Genomic DNA, 20,242 nt, shown 5'->3' with positions numbered 1-20,242 from the left:
CCTCAAACCAACATGATAACGCGGAGTTTATTCCACTCTTATACATCGTTTTTGTGATTATGATCTCTGAGATCAATCACTCGCCAGCGACCAACGTATTTTTATCATATTTATCAGCTTGTTGTGATTTCACTCCGGTCATATTCAACAGATTTTTAAAGCACTATTATAATGAGCCGTATGATTTATATAACGCTGTCATGAAGTTTTTCCTTGACGTACTTTCCTGCTTGGCTATCTTCGGCTGCACGTTGGAAATTCGAGTTTGAAGAGAAACAAGATGGCCGCGATCTGCACGCGAATGTGTTGCGCCGGACGATGTCGCCGACAGAGGCACCGTCCCGGATCACCGTAAAGGCCGACCGGAAAATGGTCGGCGAACACCCTTCCACCAGGAAGAGGAAAGAGCACGACTCATGTCCATGCTAAAATCAGATATCGTCGAAATTGACGGAACCTTCGTCGGAACGGCCATCCTTGAGGGTGATCGGGCGACGCGTCGCTTTTATGCGGCCCATGAGAGCGTTCGGCCTCTGCATAATCGCGCCCTGCCCAGTCTGGACGCGCTCAAGCGGCAGGTTGCGCTACAGTTCCGCCACGCTCAACCAAAAGCGTCGTCCGTTCTGGTCAAGCAGCGATCCTGACAGTTTTGTCCTGCGAAAAATCGCATCCGTCTTCCTCATTTTGGAGAGACACCATGGCTCTGTTCCCAGGTTGGCACGCTCCCGATTTCGCAATGACACTCTCAGGCAAGCCGACATCATTTCGCGCATGGCGCGATGGTCTATGGTGCATTTTCGTAACAAATCCGCTTGGTTTTTCCACTGACGGGCATCGACAGGCCGTCAGCGCCTCGCGGCAATATCCATTTCGGTTGCTTGCGCCGGTGGTAAGCCATCCGTTGATCGAAAGGGCCGGTGCCTTTTTCTCGGATCAAGCCATCTTGAATGGTTTTCCACTGGTGTGCGATCCCGAGGGCGAAATCCTGACGCGATGGCAGGGCGTGGAGACTGAGTTTGCGTCGGGCGAACCCGCCCTGGATGAAGAGATGGCCTATATTGTCGATCCGACCGGCGTGATCCGCCGTACTGTGACATTCCTGCCCGGAACACAGCAGGACTTCGATAGTATCGTGAGAATATTCGCCACCCTGCTGGACGGCCCCCTGCATGGAAGCCTCGAAATTTCTCTCGCAGCCTGAAGATATTTTTCCGCTCTGACATGATAACGGGGAACAAAAAATATACCCGGCATCAGGAGAAAACTTATGCGCTCCTTCGCAACCCTGGATGATCAGAAGATTTTAAAGATCTCACGAAGCCTCATGCTCCTAAACCATACTGCACAGCCGCCCTCACCGAAAAACGATCCGGGCCCGCGTTCCAACTGCACCAGTATGGGAGCCATTCGGCAGCTGACAGTGCGTGCGCTCGCAGAAATCAAGGAAGTATGGCTTGCCAAACATATCTTGACCCAGAAAGTACAGCGCATTCGGGGTACCGCCCGTGAAGACGGCTGGTTCACCCCCGATGACGGCTCAACGTCCTTCCGCCTGGGAAAAGACTGCTTTCTGACGCGCGAAGAAGCGCATGAACATGCCAACACGCGTCGTCGCAAGAAAATCGACGCACTCTCCCGACAGATCCAACGGATCGAAGCGCTGACGCGGGTCAGAAAATAGCGCCCCTGCGGGGGGCGCCTATCCTACGCGATTGAGCGCTCTGGCCGCCTCGTAGAGCGCACGGTACCGGGATTGCCGCTCGCCATAAGCCGCCTCAAGTGACGGGGATGGTTCGATGGTCTCCAGACGTTCAGGCGGCAGGCATATGGTCGTGACGTCTTCGGCGGTCGAAGCCAGGCGACCCAGCCGGGCGGCTCCATAAGCTCCTCCCTGCTCTCCCTGAGCCAGCCGGGACAGTCTTACGCCAAGAACGGATGCCAGGATCTCCACCCACTGGCGGCTCTGCGCGCCGCCACCGACGACGTCCGCGGTCTCGAACCGGGTTCCCGCCGCCGTCATGGCATCCTGCGCGTCCCGCAAGGAATACGCGACACCTTCAAGCACCGCCTGCGTCAGTTCCGAACGTGGCATGTTCTTGTCGAGACCGAGAAAAGCGCCGCGCACGTGAGCGTCGTTATGCGGCGTGCGCTCGCCCGCGAGATAGGGAAGAAATATCGCCCGCGATGGTCGCTCGATCTTCTCAGGCAACTCGGCCAGCAATTCACGTTCGGATTTTCCCACGATATCGGACCACCACGCCAGGGACGCCGCCGCGGAGAGCGTCACCCCCATCTGATGCCATTTGTCGGGAATGGCATGGCAGAAGGCGTGCACGGACGAGTCCGCGTTGGGCCGGAACCGATCGGTCGTGCACCATACGACGCCGGATGTGCCGAGCGATACAAACGCATCGCCGGTTTTCACGGCGCCGAGGCCGACAGCGGATGCGGCATTATCCCCGGCACTGCCCGCGATCACCGGCGCGGCCCGCATGCCCCAGCGCCGCGCGAGATCGGCTTTCAGTACCCCGGCCGGTTCTGTCCCTTCGCAGAGACGCGGCATGGCATCGATGGAAAGCCCGCAGGCGTTCAGGGCTTCTTCGGACCAGCGGCGCGCGCCGACATCAAGCCAGAGCGAGCCGGACGCATCCGACATATCTTCAATCATTTCGCCCGAAAGACGTAACCTGAGCCACGCCTTGGGTAGCAGAACGTAACGTGTCCGCGCGAAAATATCCGGCTCATGCTTCTGAACCCAGATGAGTTTCGGCGCCGTAAAGCCGGGCATCGCCAGATTGCCCGTAACGTCCCGACTACGCGGGAAGCGTTCCTCGAAAATCCGGCACTCGGCTTCCGAGCGAACGTCGTTCCACAAAATGCACGGTCGCAGACATTGTCTGTCCTCATCGAGCAGGACCGCACCGTGTTGCTGGCCCGATAGACCGATGCCGCGCACTGACGCCATTTCAGACGGATGGGCGCGATGAAGCTGGTCCATGACGTCGAGCAGCGCGTTCCACCACGCTTCGGGATCCTGCTCGGACCACCCGTCATGCGGCGATTGCGACGTCAGCGACGCGCGCGCCGTTCCGATGATCTGCTGAGCGTCATCAACCAGAACGGCCTTGATCCCTGATGTACCCGCGTCGATGCCAATATACATCCGTCCTGAACTCACTTTTTCTGTTACCGTGCCGCATGAAACACGCGATTTCTGGGTCCTGGATAACATAACGGACATAAATCCGCTTGGCTTCAGGAGACGATCACAGATCTTTGTGAAGAACAGGAAGCAAGATCCCATTAACGTGACGAGATGCGTGGATCGAAGCAGGAACATGGAATGACAAAGCATCTCAGGCCCCGGAACCGAATAACATTTCCGAGCATCACGGCCATGGGCGCCATGCTCGCTCTCGGCGCGGCACTGGGCACGCCGAGAGCGAGAGCGTCCGACAGCGTGGATCACGGTTCCGTTCCATCGGGCAATATCACGATCGTGGGCCGCTTTGAAAACGTCCAGCCCTCGGGCATCGCGCGTCTGCCGGACGGGCGTCTGGTGCTGTCCTTTCCGACCAGCGCACAGGCGCATGGCGGTCCGATCCTCGCTGTATGGCAGGAAGGCGGCACGACGCTGATCCCCTTTCCCACCGCCGCCGCGCAGAAGAAAATCATATCGCCGCTCGGCATGACCGTGGATGGTCGGGGACGCCTCTGGGTGATTGACGAGGGCATGCGCGCGGGGAGTAAAAAATCCGCCACCCCGGCCCTTGTTCTGATCGACCCATCGAAAAACGTCATTCTCCGGCGTTATCCGCTTGCCGCGCCAGCCGTTCTGCCGGACAGCCACATCAACGATGTGCGCGTGGATCTCACGCATGGCGCGGAAGGTACCGCTTTCGTCTCCGATACGTCCCTGACCGAGCATCCGGCGTTGCTGGCGATCGATGTCAAAACCGGTCAGGCCCGCCGTCTTCTCGCCGACGACCGATCGGTCAGCGCCGATCCGGGATTTGCCATGGTGGTGGATGGCAAGCTGATCCGTTACGACGCGAGGCATCCCGCCATGGCGCAGGGTGGCGTCAACGGTATCGCCCTGAGCGCGGACTCCTCGCGCCTCTTCTGGGCACCGTTCTCTTCACGCCGCCTTTACAGCGCGCCGACCGCTGTCCTCGCGGACCCGTCGGCATCCGCCTCCGATGTCAAACAGGCCGTGCATGACGAGGGCGAAGCGGGCGTGGTGGACGGCATGTTCACGGCGCCCGACGGCAGCATTTACATGGCGGATGAAGAGCATCACGGGTTGATCCGTCGCGCCGCCGATGGGTCTCTTTCCCTCGTCGCGCATGATCCGCGTCTGGTCGGACCGGACGGCCTTACATCCGACGGTCCCAGCGCCGCGGGGCCGCGCGCGCTGCTGATGACGGTCGGCCAGTGGTCACGCCTGCCGGCTTTCCATGATGGAAAAGATCTGCAGGAGCGTCCCTACGTCATCGCCCGCATTGCGCTGGACGCGCCCTGATCCGGCATCTGGGCCTTAACGGCACGGAATATATCTCTCCTGTTTGCACTTCCGCCGCGCCACGTTCACAGTGCCAGAGCACAGTGTCAGGGCACAGGCTGCGCCTCCTGCGGATTTTCATGATGACCTCGGTCTCCGAACGCGCACAGGAGCATGGAGCCGTGGCCCGGGCGCTCGCTCTTTATCAGGACCGACACGAGAGAAAGCCCTTCTTATGAAACGACATCACTGGGCCGGAAGCGCGGCCATGCTCGCGCTTTGCGCTTCAGGTCTCTCGAATCCGGCGCGAGGCGATGCGGCATCGCGTTTCGCCTCGGCTCCCGACATGATTGATACCGTTTCGCCCCAGAAAGGACCGGGCTGGGCGCTCTCCATCGTCGGCGGCCCCACGAAAGAGGAAGTGCTGACCGCCCGTCCGGACGTCGGACTGACCAGGTTGCACGTCCTTCGCCTGGACGTCAGCGGTCGAAAGGCCCGCGCGGTCATCATGCGACCCGCACCCGACGCCCGGCCCGTCGTCCAGCACGACACCCTGCTCAGCTACATGGTTTTCCCGGTCGCCGACCCTCAATCCCTCGTCAATCCTGCGACGTTCAGCGCCATCGACGTCGTGTTTACCGATGGCTCCCGGGCCTCGATGCCCCGGGCCTCGATGCAAGGTGCAACCGATCGGACGGGCTCGGCCCTGACTCCCAGCGGGCAGGGTCTGGGACGCGCGCTCTACCCCAATCAGTGGAATCGCGTCGATGTACCGTTGGGCGCTGTGGCGCAGGGCAAACGCATCGCCGCGCTGGAGCTCGTGTCAGCAGCCCCGTCCCGTACCACGCCCTACCATCTTTATCTCGACGGCATCACGCTCGGCACGGAAGAAAACGTGGACGGTGTCAGCCCCGCCGATCTCGTGGACACCCGTCGGGGCACCAACGCGAATGGCCGATATTCGAGAGGCAATAATTTTCCCGCCACCGCGATGCCGCACGGATTCAATTTCTGGACGCCGGTCACCCGCGGGGATTCGAACTGGCTTTATCAGTATCAGGAACGCAATGGCGCGGATAACCGGCCCAGGCTCGAAGCCCTGTCGCTCAGCCACGAGCCGAGCCCGTGGATGGGAGATCGGCAGACCTTCCAGCTCATGCCGGTTCCGGGCGGCGCGCCGCCATCCGCCGACCGTACGGCCCGGTCCGCATCCTTCGATCACGCGCATGAGACGGCCCTGCCCTATCGCTACGCCGTTTCGCTCGACAACGGGATCGTGGCCGAGATGGCGCCAACCGACCACGCGGCGATCTTTCGTTTCACCTATCCCGGCGATACGGGACAGATTGCCTTCGACAACATCAACGACCATGGGAGCCTTCGCCTCGCCTCCGACGGGTTGAGCGCGGACGGCTATACCGACGTCGCAAGCTCGCTTTCGACCGGATCGACACGCATGTTCGTGCATCTGGAATTCGACCGCCCGGCGAAGGCGCAGGGCCGCATGACCGGGCAGAAGCGCGATGACGTGCAGGGCTGGGCGGCGTTCGATACATCCGCCGGGAAGATCGTGACGGTTCGGATCGCCACTTCGCTCATCAGTCTCAAACAGGCCAGACGCAATCTGGCGCTGGAAATTCCGACCGGCACGAGCCTGGAAGCCGTCGCGGACGCCGCCAAAGCCGCGTGGAATCAACGTCTCGACGTGATAGCCATTCCCGGCGCTCCCGCCGACGAACAGCGCATCCTCTACGGCAATCTCTATCGGCTGCACCTCTATCCGAACGAAGCGCATGAAAATATCGGCACGGCCGACGAACCGCGGATCGTTCATGCCAGCCCGGTCATCAAAGCGGATGACGCAGGCACGGATCGGCGCACCGGAGCGCCGATCCGCGACGGAGCCCTCTATGTCAATAACGGTTTCTGGGACACCTACCGTACGGCATGGCCGGCTTACGCCCTGCTGGCTCCCGATGAGGCCGGGAAGATGATCGACGGGTTCGTGCAGCAATATCGCGAGGGCGGCTGGATCGCGCGCTGGTCCTCGCCCGGCTATGCGGATCTCATGACGGGCACCAGCGCCGATGTCGCATTCGCCGATGCCTGGCGCAAAGGCATCGGCGGCTTCGATGCGCCATCATTCTATCGCGCAGCCCTCAAGGACGCGACGGTGGTTCCGGACGACCCGGGCGTCGGGCGCAAGGGTCTCGCGCGCTCGGCATTCAAAGGCTTTACCGACACGGATACGGACGAAGCCCTGTCCTGGTCGAACGCCGCAACCCTCAACGATTTCGCCATTGGTGAAATGGCGTCAGATCTGGCGAAAGCGACGTCTTCGAATGCGAGGGACAAAGCGAATCTGGAAGCGGAAGCGTGGTATCTGCACAACCGCGCGCTGAATTACGTCCAGCTTTTCGACCCCGACGTCGGCTTTTTCGTGGGTCGCAAACCGGACGGCTCGTGGCGCGTCGCAAAAGATGCGTTCGATCCCCTGGCATGGGGCGGCGATTACACCGAAACCAATGCCTGGACGATGGCGTTCGATCCCGTTCAGGACGGACAGGGGCTGGCCAATCTCTACGGCGGCCGCGACGGACTGGCCCGCAAGCTGGATACGTATTTCGCGACACCGGGCGTCTATCATGTCGGCGCGTATGGCGGCGTCATCCACGAGATGCGCGAAATGCACGACATTCGCATGGGACAGTATAGCCACAGCAATCAGCCGTCCCATCATATTCTCTATACCTATGACGTCGCCGGTCAGCCCTGGAAAGCGCAGGACAGGATCCGCGACGCCATGAACCGGCTCTATCGCGGCACGGCGATCGGACAGGGCTATCCGGGCGACGAGGATAACGGGGAAATGTCGGCCTGGTGGGTGTTCAGCGCCGCGGGTTTCTACCCTCTGCGCATGGGAACGCCAACCTACGCGATCGGTGTGCCGCGCTTTGAAATCATGCGCATGAAAGTCGGGCATGGTCACATCCTGACCATTCGCGCGCCGGGCATCAGCGATCGCAATCGCTATATTCAGTCCGTCACGCTCAACGGGCATCCTCTCACCCGCTGGTGGCTGTCCCATGCCGAGATCACCGCGGGCGGCGAGCTTGCCTTCACGATGGGCGCTCATCCGTCCCGCTGGGGCACAGGACCAGACGCCGCGCTGCCGTCTCTGACGCAGGGCACGAACGCGCCCGATCCGGCGACGGATCTGGCCGACCGCCCCGAAGCGCGACGCGAAGGCCCCGCTGAAGCCTTCGACAATGACTCCATGACGAAGGCCTCCGTGCCGGAAACGGGGCTGACCGTCAGCCTGCCGACGCCCTCGACGGCGCTGGCCTACACGATCACGTCGTCGGACAACCCGGACAAGGCCCCGAAAGCCTGGGAATTGCTGGCATCCGACGACGCGAGGAGCTGGCAGGTCATCGATCGTCGTCAGCAGGAGGTTTTCCCGTGGAAGCGTCAGACGCGCCCGTTCCTGGTCCCGGATGCGACGAAACATCGCTATTACCGCTGGGTTGTCAGCGAAAGCCACTCCGCCGAAATCGGGGAATTCGAACTGCTTGGACCGGGTGAGACCGCCGCACGGTGAGCTTTCCTGAAACCACGGTCCGTGTCCGGCGAAAGACCAAACTCCGTCGTGGAAACCGGGCTTTGGCATCCACGCGATGGTCGTGGCCCGCTGCGCGCGCAACGGGCGTTTTCCTGAAATAGACCGTTGCTTGACCGAGGGCCGTCGCGTGACGATCATGCCATCTGTGCCAGTCGTGTTCCCGGCGCCGCGCCCGGACTTCCCGCAACCCGCCGACAGGACGATAATGGCTGGACGATGATGTCTGAAGAACGCGGCGCGAACGGCGTCGAAATCCTGACGAAAGTGGGCGCGGTCATCGACGCCCTGCAGCGGCGTGGCCCGTCGAGCGTCACCGATCTGGCAGCGCATGTGAACGAGCCGGTCAGTTCGGTCTATCGCCTCCTACGCACGCTAGGTTCTCTCGGCTGGATCGAACCGGCCCATGAGCGTGGTCTTTACCGGCTGGGGATTTATTTTGTGCGGGTTGGCGGGATGGTGGAAAGCCGTCTTCGCATCCAGCATATCGCCTGGCCGACGATGCGCGCCGTCAGTACCGAGCTGCGTACGGCATGCAGCCTTTTCGTCCGTCGCGGACTGCGGGCCGTCTGCATCGACGTCGCGGAAGACGACCTCATTCGCCGCTTTCCGCTGCGAGTGGGCGATTCGATGCCTCTCGATCGTGGTGCCGCGGGCGCGACACTGACAGCCTTTCTGCCGCAGTCAGAACGGGACTCCATCGCCACCACTCTACGCGAAAACCAGGATCTCGAAGAACCGGCTACCATGATCCGAGAGCAGGGATACGGCGAGGATATCGGCCGGACGTCCCCCGGCGTCCTGTCGGCGGCGGCACCCGTTTTCAATCATCGCGGGGAAATCGAGGCGGCCTTGTGCGTCAGCGGATTCTCACCGGCGGAAAGTTTGCCGCCCATGGCGCGTGAGCGTCTGTTGGACGCCGCGCAAACGGTGAGCGCCGCGCTCGGACACCGGCTCACGGGTCCGCACGAAGCGGCCGTTACGCCCGAGAGAGGCAATCCCCGTGCGGCCTGAACAGGAAAAAGCCGGCGTCATCGGCAAGGCCGATCTCCTCGTGGAGCAACTTGCCCGGCATGGCGAACTGGGCCCCGCCGAACTGGCGACCCTCACGGCCATTCCGCGATCGACCGTCTATCGGCTTCTGGAGGGGCTGACGGACATTGGTCTGGTCGCGCCCATGCCCGACGGGCGCTCCGCTCTCGCTTTGAAATGGCTGCATCTCGCGGATGCCGCGCGCGGCGGGATGTTCGAATGGTCAGGCGCCCATGCAATCCTGGAAGATCTTAACAAAAGCACCGGACAGACTGTCTTTCTGACGGTCCCCCGGCAAACGGACACGGTCTGTATCGACTGGGTACAGGGGCGCGGCATGGACGCATTGATGCTCAGGCCTGGCCAGGTTTTACCGTTCCACGCGGGCGCTGCGGGTCGGGCGGCTCTCGCGGCACTGCCAGACGCTGTGGCCAATACCTATCTACGCAGCTTTCCGCACAAGGTCTTCAACGCGCGCACCCTCACGGACCCGGACGCGATCCGCGCCGATATCGCACGAACACGCGAACGCGCCTATGCGCTCTCCGAAGAAGACGTGACATTCGGCATTGGAGCCATTGGCATCGCCATTCAGACGCCGGGCCACAAACGTCTCATCGGTTGCCTGTCGCTCGCGGGGCCTGTCCAAGAAATCCGGGTGTATCAGACGGATCTGGCAGCAGCGCTGTTCGACGCGCGCCGCCGCCTGCTGTCGGGTCGCGGCGCTGGAGCGGGCACGTGAATATCGCGCTCCGCGTTCAGGCGCGGTCTTCGTGCGGCACCCGCGCCATCACAACGACCAGGCCCAATCCGAGCGTGGCCGCGATCCCGCCCGCGAGAAAGACCGACGAAAACCCTTCCCTTTCCGCCATGCCCCCCAGAAGCGGCCCACTCAGCCCGTAAGCGAGATCCTGACAGGCCGCGAAGGCACCCATGGCGGTGCCGCGCAGTTGCGGCGCAACACGCCTGACAACCTCGACGCCCATCGCGGGAAACATCATCGAGCAGCCCAGACCGCTCAGAAATGCCCCTGCCAGAGCGACCCACGGGTCCGTCGCCGCCCATAACGTATACTGACCGCAGGCTTCCACACTCATCGAGACAAGAGCCACCGGAACCCCGCCCAGCCGGTCGGGCAATTTCCCGCAGAACACACGCACCAGAACGAAAGCGCCGCCAAATGCCGTCAGGCCCAGCCCCGCATGGGGCCAGTGGTGATGCAGAAAGAGAAGCGGCATGAACGCCCCGATCACGGCGAATCCCACGCCCTGCAAACAGATGACGGTCCCCTGCGCCCATATCTCGCGCAGGACGGAAAGAATGGGTTTGCGATGTCCGCGATGCGGCTCGACACGCGGAACGGCACGCGCCATGGCGAGACCAAGGGCTGGCATCAGCAATCCGACCGCCAGGAGGCCGACAAATCCCCATCGGTCATAGATCGTCAGGCCAAGCGGACTCCCTGCGGCGAACGAGCCGTAAAGCCCCATGCCGACCAGCGCCATGACACGCCCCGACCGCGCCGGGCCAAGAAGACCCAGGCCCCACTGGATCACACCCACGATCGTCAGGCTCTCCCCGATGCCTAGCAGCAATCGGCCCGCGATCAGGATGCCGTAGGACAACGCCACCGGCAGGGCGGGAAGTGTGGCTCCCAGGCAGACGAAACCGGCCAGGACATACAGGACCAGTCCCCGACAGGCGCAGTATTTACCGCCATGTTCGTCGGCGATCCGACCGGCCCAGCCGCGCGTGACGATGGTCGACGCAAAGGCGATTCCGACCGCCAGCCCGGCGAGCCCGCTGCCCAGATGAAGACGCGTGACGACGAAAAGCGTCGTCGTCGGCATCGACATCGCGACCAGCAGATAAGAGAGGAAAAGCGCTGTCGTGAGCCAATAGAGATTGAGCAGGCCTGTATCGCCTCCCGCATCACGCATCGTATCCGAACCCATCTGCCACCCTTCCGCTGCACGTTGCGACACTGTGACGGATGCCACCGGTCGCGGAGCGCGTGCATAAGGAACTAGCGCAAAAAACGACGCCAGACATGGAGCGGCGGCTCAATAGTTTTTGAACATCCGCCAGACTCCGGGTCGCGCTTCTCCCAAACCCCCGGATGGATCGTCTGAACGCGTCAGCTACAGGCCATGAGCGCGGCGTTGCCACCCGCCGCCGTGGTGTTCGTGCTAACGACACGCTCAAGGACGAGCCACTCCAGGGGGTAGCGCCCCGCTTCATCGGGGACGAGCAGGTTCACGACGGGTCCGTCACGTTCCGCAAGCCCGCGCGCCAGCGCCAGGCATGTCTCGCCGTCTCTGGCGCAGAGGACCGCGGTGAAACTGTCGTCGCCCCGTGGCACGCTGATGTGCCCGAGAAGTTCGCCCGGCAGGCCCTCGGCACAGGACAGCAGCCCAGGCGGCAGGGCGACGCGATTGCCCGTCGCCAGCGCCGCTTCGATCTGCGTGCCGAGCGAAGCGACATCCGGACCGGCGCAGAGCACGGTTCCACGCGGCACGAGATCGTAAACGTTCTCCTCGCCGACCGGCCCCGGCAGCGCCAGATGCGTGCCGAGGGGTGTCCGCTCGATCGCGGGCGTGGCGCTGACCCTGCCTTCCACATGCCACCATGTCCGGAACGTGCGCGCCAGTGGCGGGACGGGCCGCACCAGTTCCCCCTCGATCGCCGGAGAGCGCGCCAGCAGACGTCGCAGGTAGAGCGGTCCTCCCGCTTTCGGGCCGGTGCCGGACAGCCCGTGACCGCCAAAAGGCTGCACGCCAACGACCGCGCCCACGAGGTTGCGATTGACGTAGATATTACCCGCGTGGGAGCGCGAGACAGCGGCATCGACGGTTCCGTCGATGCGGGTGTGAATGCCGAATGTCAGCGCGTAGCCCGTCGCATTGACAGCGTCGATGACGTTCTCCATCTCGGCGCGCGGATAGCGCAGCACATGCAGCACCGGACCGAAAACCTCGCGCCGCAGAGCACTCACGCTGTCGATTTCGATCAGGGTGGGGGGAACGAACGTGCCGCCGGCGCACTCGTCCTTCACGGGCGCCTGATGAACCGCGAAACCCTGCTCGCGCATGGCGTCGATATGCGCGACGATGCCTTTCCGCGCGTCTTCGGAGATAACCGGACCGATATCAGTATGCAGGGCGTCCGGACGGCCGGTCACCAGCTCGTCCATCGCGCCGCGCAGCATTGTCAGGACGCGATCGGCACAGTCCTCCTGCACGCAGAGCAGGCGCAACGCGCTGCATCGCTGGCCCGCGCTGTCGAAAGCGGAGGACAGCACATCGACGACCACCTGCTCCGCCAGCGCCGAGCTGTCCACGATCAGGGCGTTCTGGCCGCCCGTCTCCGCAATCAACGGAACCGGCGCGCCGTCGGGATTGAGACGCGCCGAAAGCGTGCGCTGAATGAGCCGGGCCACTTCGGTCGAGCCCGTGAACAGCACGCCTCGCACATCGACATGCGCGACGAGGCGCGCGCCGACATCGCCCGCGCCCACGACAAACTGCACCACGTCTTCGGGAACGCCCGCCGCATGCAGAGCCCGCACGGCTTCGCGCGCGATCAGCGGCGTCTCCTCGGCAGGCTTGGCGAGGACCGTATTCCCGGCCGCCAGGGCCGCCGAGACCTGACCGAGAAAAATCGCGAGCGGGAAGTTCCACGGGCTGATGCACACGACCGGCCCGAGCGGGACATGAAGCGCATTGTCGAAACCATCGCGGACCCGGGCGCCGTAATAGCGCAGGAAATCGACCGCCTCGCGGATCTCCGCGACCGCATTGCCGAGCGACTTTCCGGCTTCGCGCACGATGACGCCCATCAGGCGCGGCATGTCCTGCTCCAGCGCGTCCGCCGCACGGAACAGGCACGCCGCACGATCGGCGGGGGTGGTGTCACGCCAGGCCGGAAACGCCTCCGTCGCGCGGGCAACCACCACGTCAGCGTCATCCAGAGACAGGAACGCGATATGGCCGACGACATCGTTGCGGTTGGCCGGGTTGATGACTGCGGTGGCCGCCCCATCGGCGGGTGCCGTGGGTGCTGGCGCCGTGTGTATCGGCGCCGACATCGCGGGAAGCACGTCCGTCAGGGCGCGCAGGACGTTTTCATCCGTCAGATCCATGCCCTGGGAGTTCTCGCGCTGCGGCTGGAGCAGGTCGCGGGGCTGCACGACAGCCGCCGAGCGTGTCTCGGTCGAGAACGAAGCCGCCGGCTCGGCGATCAGCTCGGCGATCGAGATCGCCTCATCCTGGATGCGGTTCACGAAAGACGAGTTCGCGCCGTTTTCCAGCAGACGACGCACCAGATAGGCCAGCAGCGTTTCATGCGTTCCGACGGGCGCATAAACCCGCACGGGGCGGTTCAGCTTATCGGGACCCACGACATTGCCGTAGAGAGCCTCGCCCATACCGTGCAGGCACTGGAACTCGTAGCGGCGATCATTGAAATCCGGCCCGGCCAGCGTGTAGATCGCCGCCAGCGTCTGCGCATTATGCGTGGCGAATTGCGGAAAAATGGACTCCGGCGCGGCCAGAAGTTTACGCGCGCAGGCGATATAGGAAATATCGGTATGCGCCTTGGTCGTGAAAAGCGGAAAATCGCTCAGTCCTTCGACCTGCGCGCGCTTGATCTCGCTATCCCAGTAGGCGCCTTTGACCAGCCGGACCATCAGGCGGCGCTTTGAACGCCGTGCGAGATCGATCACGAAATCGAGCACGAAGGGCGCGCGCTTCTGATAGGCCTGGACGACGAAGCCCAGCCCCTCCCAGCCGTCGAGGCGCGGGTCGAAGCACAGGGCCTCAAGAAGGTCGAGGGACAGTTCGAGGCGGTCCACCTCCTCGGCGTCGATGTTGAAGCCGATATCGTATCGTGCCGCCAGCGCGGCCAGTTCGGCCACGCGCGGAAGCAGTTCGGCCAGCACGCGGTCGCGCTGAAGCCGGGAGTAGCGCGGGTGGAGCGCTGAGAGCTTCACCGAGATTCCGGGGCCGCGATAGATCCCCGCCCCGTTCGACGCCCGACCGATGGCATGGATGGCGGTTTCGTAATCGCGATAATAGCGCTCGGCATCGGCCGCCGTCGTCGCCGCCTCGCCCAGCATGTCGTAGGAATAGCGAAAGCCGCGCGCGACGAATTTTTCGCTGTTCTTCAAGGCGCGATGGATCGTCTCGCCCGTCACGAACTGCTCGCCCATCATGCGCATGGCGAAATCGACACCGCTGCGGATCACGGGCTCGCCCGCGCGGCTGACGAGCTTCTTCAGGCTCGCACCGAGGCCTTTCGTTTCGGCGCGAGACAGAAGCTTTCCGGAGACGACCAGTCCCCAAGTCGCCGCATTGACGAAGAGCGAGGACTCCGCGCCGAGATGCTCCTGCCAGTCGCCTTCCGCCAGCTTGTCACGGATCAGGGCGTCACGCGTCGCCGTATCGGGAATGCGCAGCAGCGCTTCGGCGAGGCACATGAGGGCCACGCCTTCCCGTGTGGAAAGGTCATATTCCTGCACGAGGCTCTGAACGAGGCCCGGCGTCTTCTGCGCTCGCAGGGCCGTCACGAGCGCGCGGGCGATGCCGACCACTTTCGGCGCTTCCTCGAAAGACAGCCGTGCGTCCCGGACCAAGGCTTCCACACGGGGAATTTCAGGCACGCGCGTGTGATCCGTAATCGCGCGGCGCAGGGCTGAACGCTCGGGCACGGCAACACGCAGAGAGGCAAAGGACTCGCTCAACGACGGAACTCCACATGGAATCGAAACAAAGGGCACTTATCCTGTTTCCGCAGGAATGAAATATCGTTTTCGGGATATACTGCCGAATATAAAATACATATATGTCTCTTAAGCCGAACCTTATTCAGGAGCCCTGCGCCGCAGTGGATGATATCGACCGCAGAATTCTGCGCCTTCTGCAGCGTGACGGACGCATGACGAATATCGAACTGGCCCGTACGATCCATCTCAGCCCCGCCGCGACGCTTGAGCGCGTCCGGCGGCTGGAACAGGGAGGCACGATCCGTGGTTACGCGGCGCGCCTCGACCCCGAGGCCGTGCAGCTCGGATTGCTGGTCTTCGTGCAGATCACCCTGGATCGCACCAGTCCGGATCTGTTCGAGCAGTTTTCCAACGCCGTGCAGACCATTCCGCAGATCAGCGAATGTTACATGGTCACCGGCGGCTTCGATTATCTCATCAAGGCGCGCGTGCGGGACATGACCGCATATCGCAGCTTCCTCGGGCGCACGCTGACGCGTCTGCCGGGCATCCGGCAGACGCATACCTACACGGTCATGGAGGAGGTCAAGGCCGATCCGGCCCTGCCCGTCTGAACGTCAGCGCGCGTCCTGTCTATAATCCCGCGCACATTCAGCGATGTCACGGGCAAGTCGGTCGACCTGCGCATAGTCCGCGTCCCAGGCGAACATGAAACGCGCGGCCCCTCCGATGAATTCGTAGAACACCCAGCCGCGCTCACGAAGCGCCGCCGTCATCTCGCTCGGCATGTCGAGGAACAGCGCATTGGCCTGCACGGGGAAGACGGGCCGAACGTGCGGCACGTCCTTCAGCGCTTCATGGAGACGTTGCGCGGCACCGTTCGCATGGCGCGCATGGGCGATCCAGCCCCCGTCCCGCAGAACGCCGACCCATGGCGCGGCGAGAAAGCGCATTTTCGAAGCGAGCTGTCCGGCCTGTTTGCAACGGAAATCGAAGCCATCCGAAAGGGTGCGGTCGAAGAAAATCACCGCCTCGCCGACCGCCATGCCGCCCTTCGTGCCACCGCAGCACAGGACATCGACGCCCGCGCGCCAGGTCATGTCGGCGGGTGAACAGTCCAGCGCCGCCAGCGCATTGACGAAACGCGCGCCATCCATATGCAGCTTCAGTCCGAGTTCGCGGCAGACCGCGCTGATGCCGCGGATCTCGTCGAGACTGTAGAGAAGCCCCGTTTCCGTCGGTTGCGTGATGGTGACGACCGCCGGGCGGGGGAAATGGATGTCGGTACGCATCCTCGCCATGCGGCGGATCGCCTCCGCCGTCAGCTTGCCGCCTTCCGTCGGGATCGTAAGGATCTTGGCGCCATTGGAAAAAAACTCCGGCGCGCCGCATTCATCGGTCTCGATATGCGCCATGTCGGCTGCGAGAATGCTTTGATAGGAGCGGCAGAGGCTGGCCAGCGCCAGCGAGTTCGCCGCCGTGCCGTTGAAGACGAAGTAAACGTCGGCGTCGCATTCGAAAGCCTTACGCAGCGCATCGGAAGCGCGCGTCGTCCAGTCGTCCATGCCATAGGATACGGCGGAGCCGACATTGGCCTCCTGCATGGCTTCCCAGGCTTCCGGACAGATCGCCGCATAGTTGTCGCTGGCATATTGCTGCCGCATCGTCATCCCTCCACCGGGCCGCACGCCCCTGCATAAGCATCCAGAACATCATCGATCGCCGTCATGACGATTTGTTCCGGTGTGGAAGCGATCTGCCCGTTGCGGAGGCGTTCGTAAAGAGCGGGGAGAAACTGACTGACCAGAGGTTCGGGCAGGCCGGTGTCGTTCAGTTCCGTCACCAGCGCGGTCACGGCAACCTGCGCGGCCGGTTTCGCCCAGTAATAACGGATGCGGTCGCTGTAGCCGTAGTGGCGCAGCCATCCCGCACGCGCGGGATCGTAATGCGTCCGCCAGTTGGAGGGGTCGGCCTGCATCTCGGCTTCCATCACGTCGCGCAGACTCCGGCGGCCCGGTTTCAGGACATTGGCGATGGCGTCCAGCGCATAGAGGGCTTCGCGCATGGCGAAGGTGAGTTGCGGGCCGACCTTGAGGATGGCGAAACCATCCTCGACCAGCGCTCGCAGATCGGCGGGTTTCTGATAATCCGTCGAATGGGCTTCATAAGCCAGACCTGGCAAGGTCATGAGGGCTTCGACCAGACCGCCCGCCCGGGGGCGGTCATACAGTTCGACGTCCTCCGCGCCGAACTCGACACCCGGCTGCACGACGAGCGCGATGACCCGCTTCCAGACATCGGGGGCGAGAAGACGCGTGAAGAGATCATGCGTGACCAAAGCCGTCTGGCGCGCGGCCTCCGGCGCCGTGGGTGCGAGGTGGTCCATGCCCTCCTGCGTACCGCCCGGCACGGGCACTTCCGTGCCCACCACATAAACGGACTGGCCGGGTGCGACGGCCTCGGCCCGCGATGCCAGCCATGCGGCGCGCTCGGCGACGGTGTCGTCCGGCAGGACGGGATCTTCCCCGGCGCAGCCCATGCTTGCATCGAGGTGAAGCTTGACGAATCCCGCGCGCGCATAGGCTTCCACCATGACGCCCGCGCGCTCCATGGCCTCGTTGGCGCCGAGATGCCGCCAGGGATTGGGGCCGAGATGATCGCCGCCGAGAAGGATGCGCTCTCTCGGGCAACTGACCCTGTCGGCAATCGACCAGACGCGTTCACGAAAATCGTCAGGCGTCAGCCCCGTATAGCCACCCTCCTGATTGACCTGGTTGCACGTCGCCTCGATGAGGACCGGCGTGTCGGTCCGCGCCGCGCGCCGAAGCGCGGCTTCGAGGACGAAGGGATGCGCGGAGCAGACCGAGGCGATGCCGCGACGACGACCATGCGAGATCGCAGGGTCGTGCATCTGCCGGGCCAGCGCCAGCAGAAAAGACGCGGCGTCAGGCAATGGTCACGACCTTCGTCAGGTGCCGGGGCGCCAGGGTATCGAGCCCCTTCATGCGCGCGACATATTCGCCCAGAAGCTGAAGAACGGGCAGGCAGACCAGCGGCCCCGCCCCGACATCGCCGCCGACATCGAAGGACACCGTGCCGGGACCGCCAAGCCCCAGGACCCGCGCGCCCTTGGAGATCAGTTCCTCCGCGAGAACGCTCTCTTCTTTGCGGGTTTCGGGATGATACATCAACACGACCAGCGAGCGCTCGTCGATCAGACTGATCGGACCGTGGCGATATTCGAGCGGATGGTGCGCCTCGCTCTGGCTGAGGCTCATTTCCTGCATTTTCAGCGCGCCCTCACGGGCTACGCCATAATAGCTCCCGCCACCGAGAAAGACGAAGTGCGAACGCCCCTCGATCAGTTCCCTGATGGCGGGATCGGCGGCCTTGAGGAGGGCTTCCGCGGCGGCCGTCGTATCCGTTCCGATCGAGAAGCCCGCGTAACGCAGGCCGATCAGCAGCATCAGACTGGCGGACGCCGTCATGACGATGCCTTCTTCGGCGTGCGTATCAACCTCGATCAGCCGGTCCGATTCCCGCGAAAGCGTGCTGCCCGGCGCACAGGTAATGCCAAGCACAGGCACGCCCGAAGCGCGGCTGAAGCGGGCCGCGGCCACGGTTTCGGTCGACTCGCCACTGCGCGAGAGCGCCACCACCTCGACGGGAAGGCCAGACGGCACGTAATCACTTGACCGGCGCGTCCATTCATTGCCTGGAACCGCCCGGGCGAGACGTCCCCGCTCGTTCAGCCCGGCCGCGATCGAGTCCGCGATATGGACGGACGTTCCGCATCCGACGACGACCTGCATCTTCTCGGGCAGCGGCGCGACACGCTCCTGCGGCGCCGCGTTCCAAAGGGCGAACTGCTCCCGAATTCCACGCTCTGTCGCATTCATTTCTGTAACTCCCCGTCATTCCGATCGGCAGTGAGGCCGACCGGTTCATCCTGTTCAGTCTAGATGATGCCCTCGGCGGCAAGATTGCCACTCAGGCGTTCGATCCACGGATCATCCACGACCCAGCCCGCCGAAAGCGCGGCTTTCAGGACACCACCGCCGACCGGAGGCAGTCTCGGAGGAACCGCGGGTCCAAATTCGTTTTCCAAACGGTCGCGGACGCCGATACTGCGAAAGACGCTCCCTCCGTAACTCCAGGGCATCGACTGTTCCGCCATCAGAACCCTGAGATGCGTCGCCAGTTGCTCTGCGGCCGCATCCATCAAATCCCGCGCCGTGATGTGTCCCTGTCTCGCCAGACCGTCAATGCCTTCAGCGAGCCGCGCCACCTGCTGACGCGGCGCTGTCAGCGACGCATACCAGCCCAGAAGCACGCGCGCCGGCTCGTCGCCAGCGCGACCGCCCAGCAGACCAAGAAGCGCCATCATATCACGCGCCGGGACATTGGCGCGGCGGTCGAGCCCCCGTGACAGCAGCGCGAGGGCTTGGCGTCCGATCCAGTACGCGCTGCCCTCGTCGCCGAACAGAGACCCCCAGCCGCCCACACGCGCCGACTGACCATCCACACCACGACGCCAGGCCATGGACCCTGTACCTGCCAGCAGAAGAATCCCGGCCCCGCCAGCGAACGCGCCGAAACAGGCGAGTTCGACATCGTTCACCGTCGTCGCAAGGCCATGCGGGAGATCCATGACCCGCGCATCCTGCATCGCGGTCAGCCGCACGTCTTCGCCATAACCCGGCAGACCGAGCGCCGCGGCGGCGACAGGCTTCCGGATCCGGCCGAGCAACTCCGAAAAACGACCAATCCATGCGTCACCGTCGAACGGATTGATGCCGCCGCCTCGAACGACCTGCGCAATCGAAGCGTCCTGCCGCGCCACGACGGCAATCGTCTTGGTTCCACCCCCGTCAAGGCCCAGAACTTCCGTCATGCCAGACGCCCGACGGCACTGAAATGGATCGGGTGTCGAACCATGGATCTCCTCATCGCGCCCGCAATCTGACTCAACGGTCGAACATTCCGATCTGCCTCCGCCCTGTCAAGAACTAAACGATCTGATTCGATCAGATCACAAAAGTCATAGGCTTCCGATGACGATCATCAGGACGATATCGGCCCATATTCAGTGAGTCGCGCACATCCGACAAGACGTTAAGCTCCTAAAATAGATGATGAAATTTTATAGCGTCATTTTTATGATCGGGATTGGTCGTTTTGGTATTGCAATCGTATGCTTGCCCATGACACATTTTCTTCTCAAATCATGGAGCTTCCTCTATGCCTGCCTTTGGAATGTCGCGGCCTCCCATGCGGAAAAGATGCTTCTTTCTCATAAGCGCGAGCCTTCTTCCCATTTTTTCGGGCGTGACCCTTCCCGTTCGTCTCGCCTATGCGGCGGAGAAGC

Annotated in this window: 15 protein-coding genes; 8 read left to right on the top strand and 7 right to left on the bottom strand. The window is 63.2% G+C overall.

From position 1 onward, the window contains the following. The first annotated feature begins 416 nt into the window (after positions 1 to 416). The 3 genes from PWM43_RS10625 (at position 417) to PWM43_RS10615 (ending at position 1,681) form a co-directional block, all read left to right on the top strand. Positions 417 to 644, top strand: a complete 228-nt coding sequence (locus tag PWM43_RS10625; protein WP_394356067.1) for a hypothetical protein — start codon at positions 417 to 419, stop codon at positions 642 to 644. A gap of 53 nt (positions 645 to 697) precedes the next feature. After that, positions 698 to 1,201, top strand: a complete 504-nt coding sequence (locus PWM43_RS10620; RefSeq protein ID WP_289842488.1) for a hypothetical protein — start codon at positions 698 to 700, stop codon at positions 1,199 to 1,201. A gap of 66 nt (positions 1,202 to 1,267) precedes the next feature. Continuing rightward, positions 1,268 to 1,681: a hypothetical protein gene (locus tag PWM43_RS10615; protein ID WP_289842487.1), complete on the top strand. Its 414-nt coding sequence runs from the start codon at positions 1,268 to 1,270 to the stop codon at positions 1,679 to 1,681. An 18-nt stretch (positions 1,682 to 1,699) separates the two neighbouring features. Here PWM43_RS10615 and xylB read toward each other — a convergent pair whose 3' ends face one another. Then, positions 1,700 to 3,163, bottom strand: coding sequence for a xylulokinase (xylB, locus tag PWM43_RS10610; protein ID WP_289842486.1), 1,464 nt, complete (start codon positions 3,161 to 3,163; stop codon positions 1,700 to 1,702). Between the two features lie 234 nt (positions 3,164 to 3,397). On the opposite strand from xylB, the gene PWM43_RS10605 reads away from it, so the two are divergent. The 4 genes from PWM43_RS10605 (at position 3,398) to PWM43_RS10590 (ending at position 9,894) form a co-directional block, all read left to right on the top strand. Next, a complete protein-coding gene (locus PWM43_RS10605; protein WP_394356072.1) occupies positions 3,398 to 4,522 on the top strand; it encodes an SMP-30/gluconolactonase/LRE family protein in 1,125 nt (374 codons plus the stop codon). 214 nt (positions 4,523 to 4,736) lie between these two features. Then, positions 4,737 to 8,102: a GH92 family glycosyl hydrolase gene (locus tag PWM43_RS10600; RefSeq protein ID WP_289842484.1), complete on the top strand. Its 3,366-nt coding sequence runs from the start codon at positions 4,737 to 4,739 to the stop codon at positions 8,100 to 8,102. A 126-nt stretch (positions 8,103 to 8,228) separates the two neighbouring features. Continuing rightward, the gene (locus PWM43_RS10595) at positions 8,229 to 9,134 is read left to right on the top strand and encodes an IclR family transcriptional regulator (RefSeq protein ID WP_289842483.1); all 906 of its coding nucleotides are present in this window, start codon (positions 8,229 to 8,231) and stop codon (positions 9,132 to 9,134) included. Beyond that, entirely contained in the window at positions 9,124 to 9,894 is a 771-nt protein-coding gene (locus PWM43_RS10590; RefSeq protein ID WP_289842482.1) for an IclR family transcriptional regulator, read from the top strand. Before PWM43_RS10595 ends, PWM43_RS10590 begins: the two co-directional genes overlap by 11 nt. Positions 9,895 to 9,910: 16 nt before the next feature. Here the strand turns inward: PWM43_RS10590 and PWM43_RS10585 are convergent, their stop codons facing one another. Together PWM43_RS10585 and putA are read right to left on the bottom strand one after the other, a co-directional pair. Next, complete coding sequence (locus PWM43_RS10585; protein ID WP_289842481.1) at positions 9,911 to 11,107, bottom strand: arabinose transporter; 1,197 nt, start codon at positions 11,105 to 11,107, stop codon at positions 9,911 to 9,913. Positions 11,108 to 11,289: 182 nt separating this feature from the next. Further along, complete coding sequence (gene putA / locus PWM43_RS10580) at positions 11,290 to 14,892, bottom strand: bifunctional proline dehydrogenase/L-glutamate gamma-semialdehyde dehydrogenase PutA (protein WP_289842480.1); 3,603 nt, start codon at positions 14,890 to 14,892, stop codon at positions 11,290 to 11,292. A gap of 143 nt (positions 14,893 to 15,035) precedes the next feature. On the opposite strand from putA, the gene PWM43_RS10575 reads away from it, so the two are divergent. Beyond that, on the top strand, positions 15,036 to 15,488 hold the full coding sequence (locus PWM43_RS10575) for an Lrp/AsnC ligand binding domain-containing protein (protein WP_289842479.1): 453 nt from the start codon (positions 15,036 to 15,038) through the stop codon (positions 15,486 to 15,488). A gap of 3 nt (positions 15,489 to 15,491) precedes the next feature. Here the strand turns inward: PWM43_RS10575 and PWM43_RS10570 are convergent, their stop codons facing one another. Genes PWM43_RS10570 through PWM43_RS10555 form a run of 4 tightly spaced genes read right to left on the bottom strand, consistent with a single transcriptional unit; the run spans position 15,492 to position 19,768 of the window. After that, positions 15,492 to 16,544, bottom strand: a complete 1,053-nt coding sequence (locus PWM43_RS10570) for a threonine aldolase family protein (RefSeq protein ID WP_289842478.1) — start codon at positions 16,542 to 16,544, stop codon at positions 15,492 to 15,494. After that, complete coding sequence (locus PWM43_RS10565) at positions 16,541 to 17,827, bottom strand: class II D-tagatose-bisphosphate aldolase, non-catalytic subunit (RefSeq protein ID WP_289842477.1); 1,287 nt, start codon at positions 17,825 to 17,827, stop codon at positions 16,541 to 16,543. Before PWM43_RS10565 ends, PWM43_RS10570 begins: the two co-directional genes overlap by 4 nt. Then, the gene (locus tag PWM43_RS10560) at positions 17,820 to 18,773 is read right to left on the bottom strand and encodes an SIS domain-containing protein (protein ID WP_289842476.1); all 954 of its coding nucleotides are present in this window, start codon (positions 18,771 to 18,773) and stop codon (positions 17,820 to 17,822) included. Before PWM43_RS10560 ends, PWM43_RS10565 begins: the two co-directional genes overlap by 8 nt. A gap of 59 nt (positions 18,774 to 18,832) precedes the next feature. Continuing rightward, positions 18,833 to 19,768, bottom strand: coding sequence for an N-acetylglucosamine kinase (locus PWM43_RS10555; RefSeq protein ID WP_289842475.1), 936 nt, complete (start codon positions 19,766 to 19,768; stop codon positions 18,833 to 18,835). Positions 19,769 to 20,242: the final 474 nt, after the last annotated feature.

Origin of the sequence: Brytella acorum (assembly GCF_029309905.1) — a bacterium.
GTDB lineage: Bacteria > Pseudomonadota > Alphaproteobacteria > Acetobacterales > Acetobacteraceae > Brytella > Brytella acorum.
Note: the sequence above shows the minus strand (reverse complement) of the source record. Positions and strands in the feature narration are given on the sequence as shown.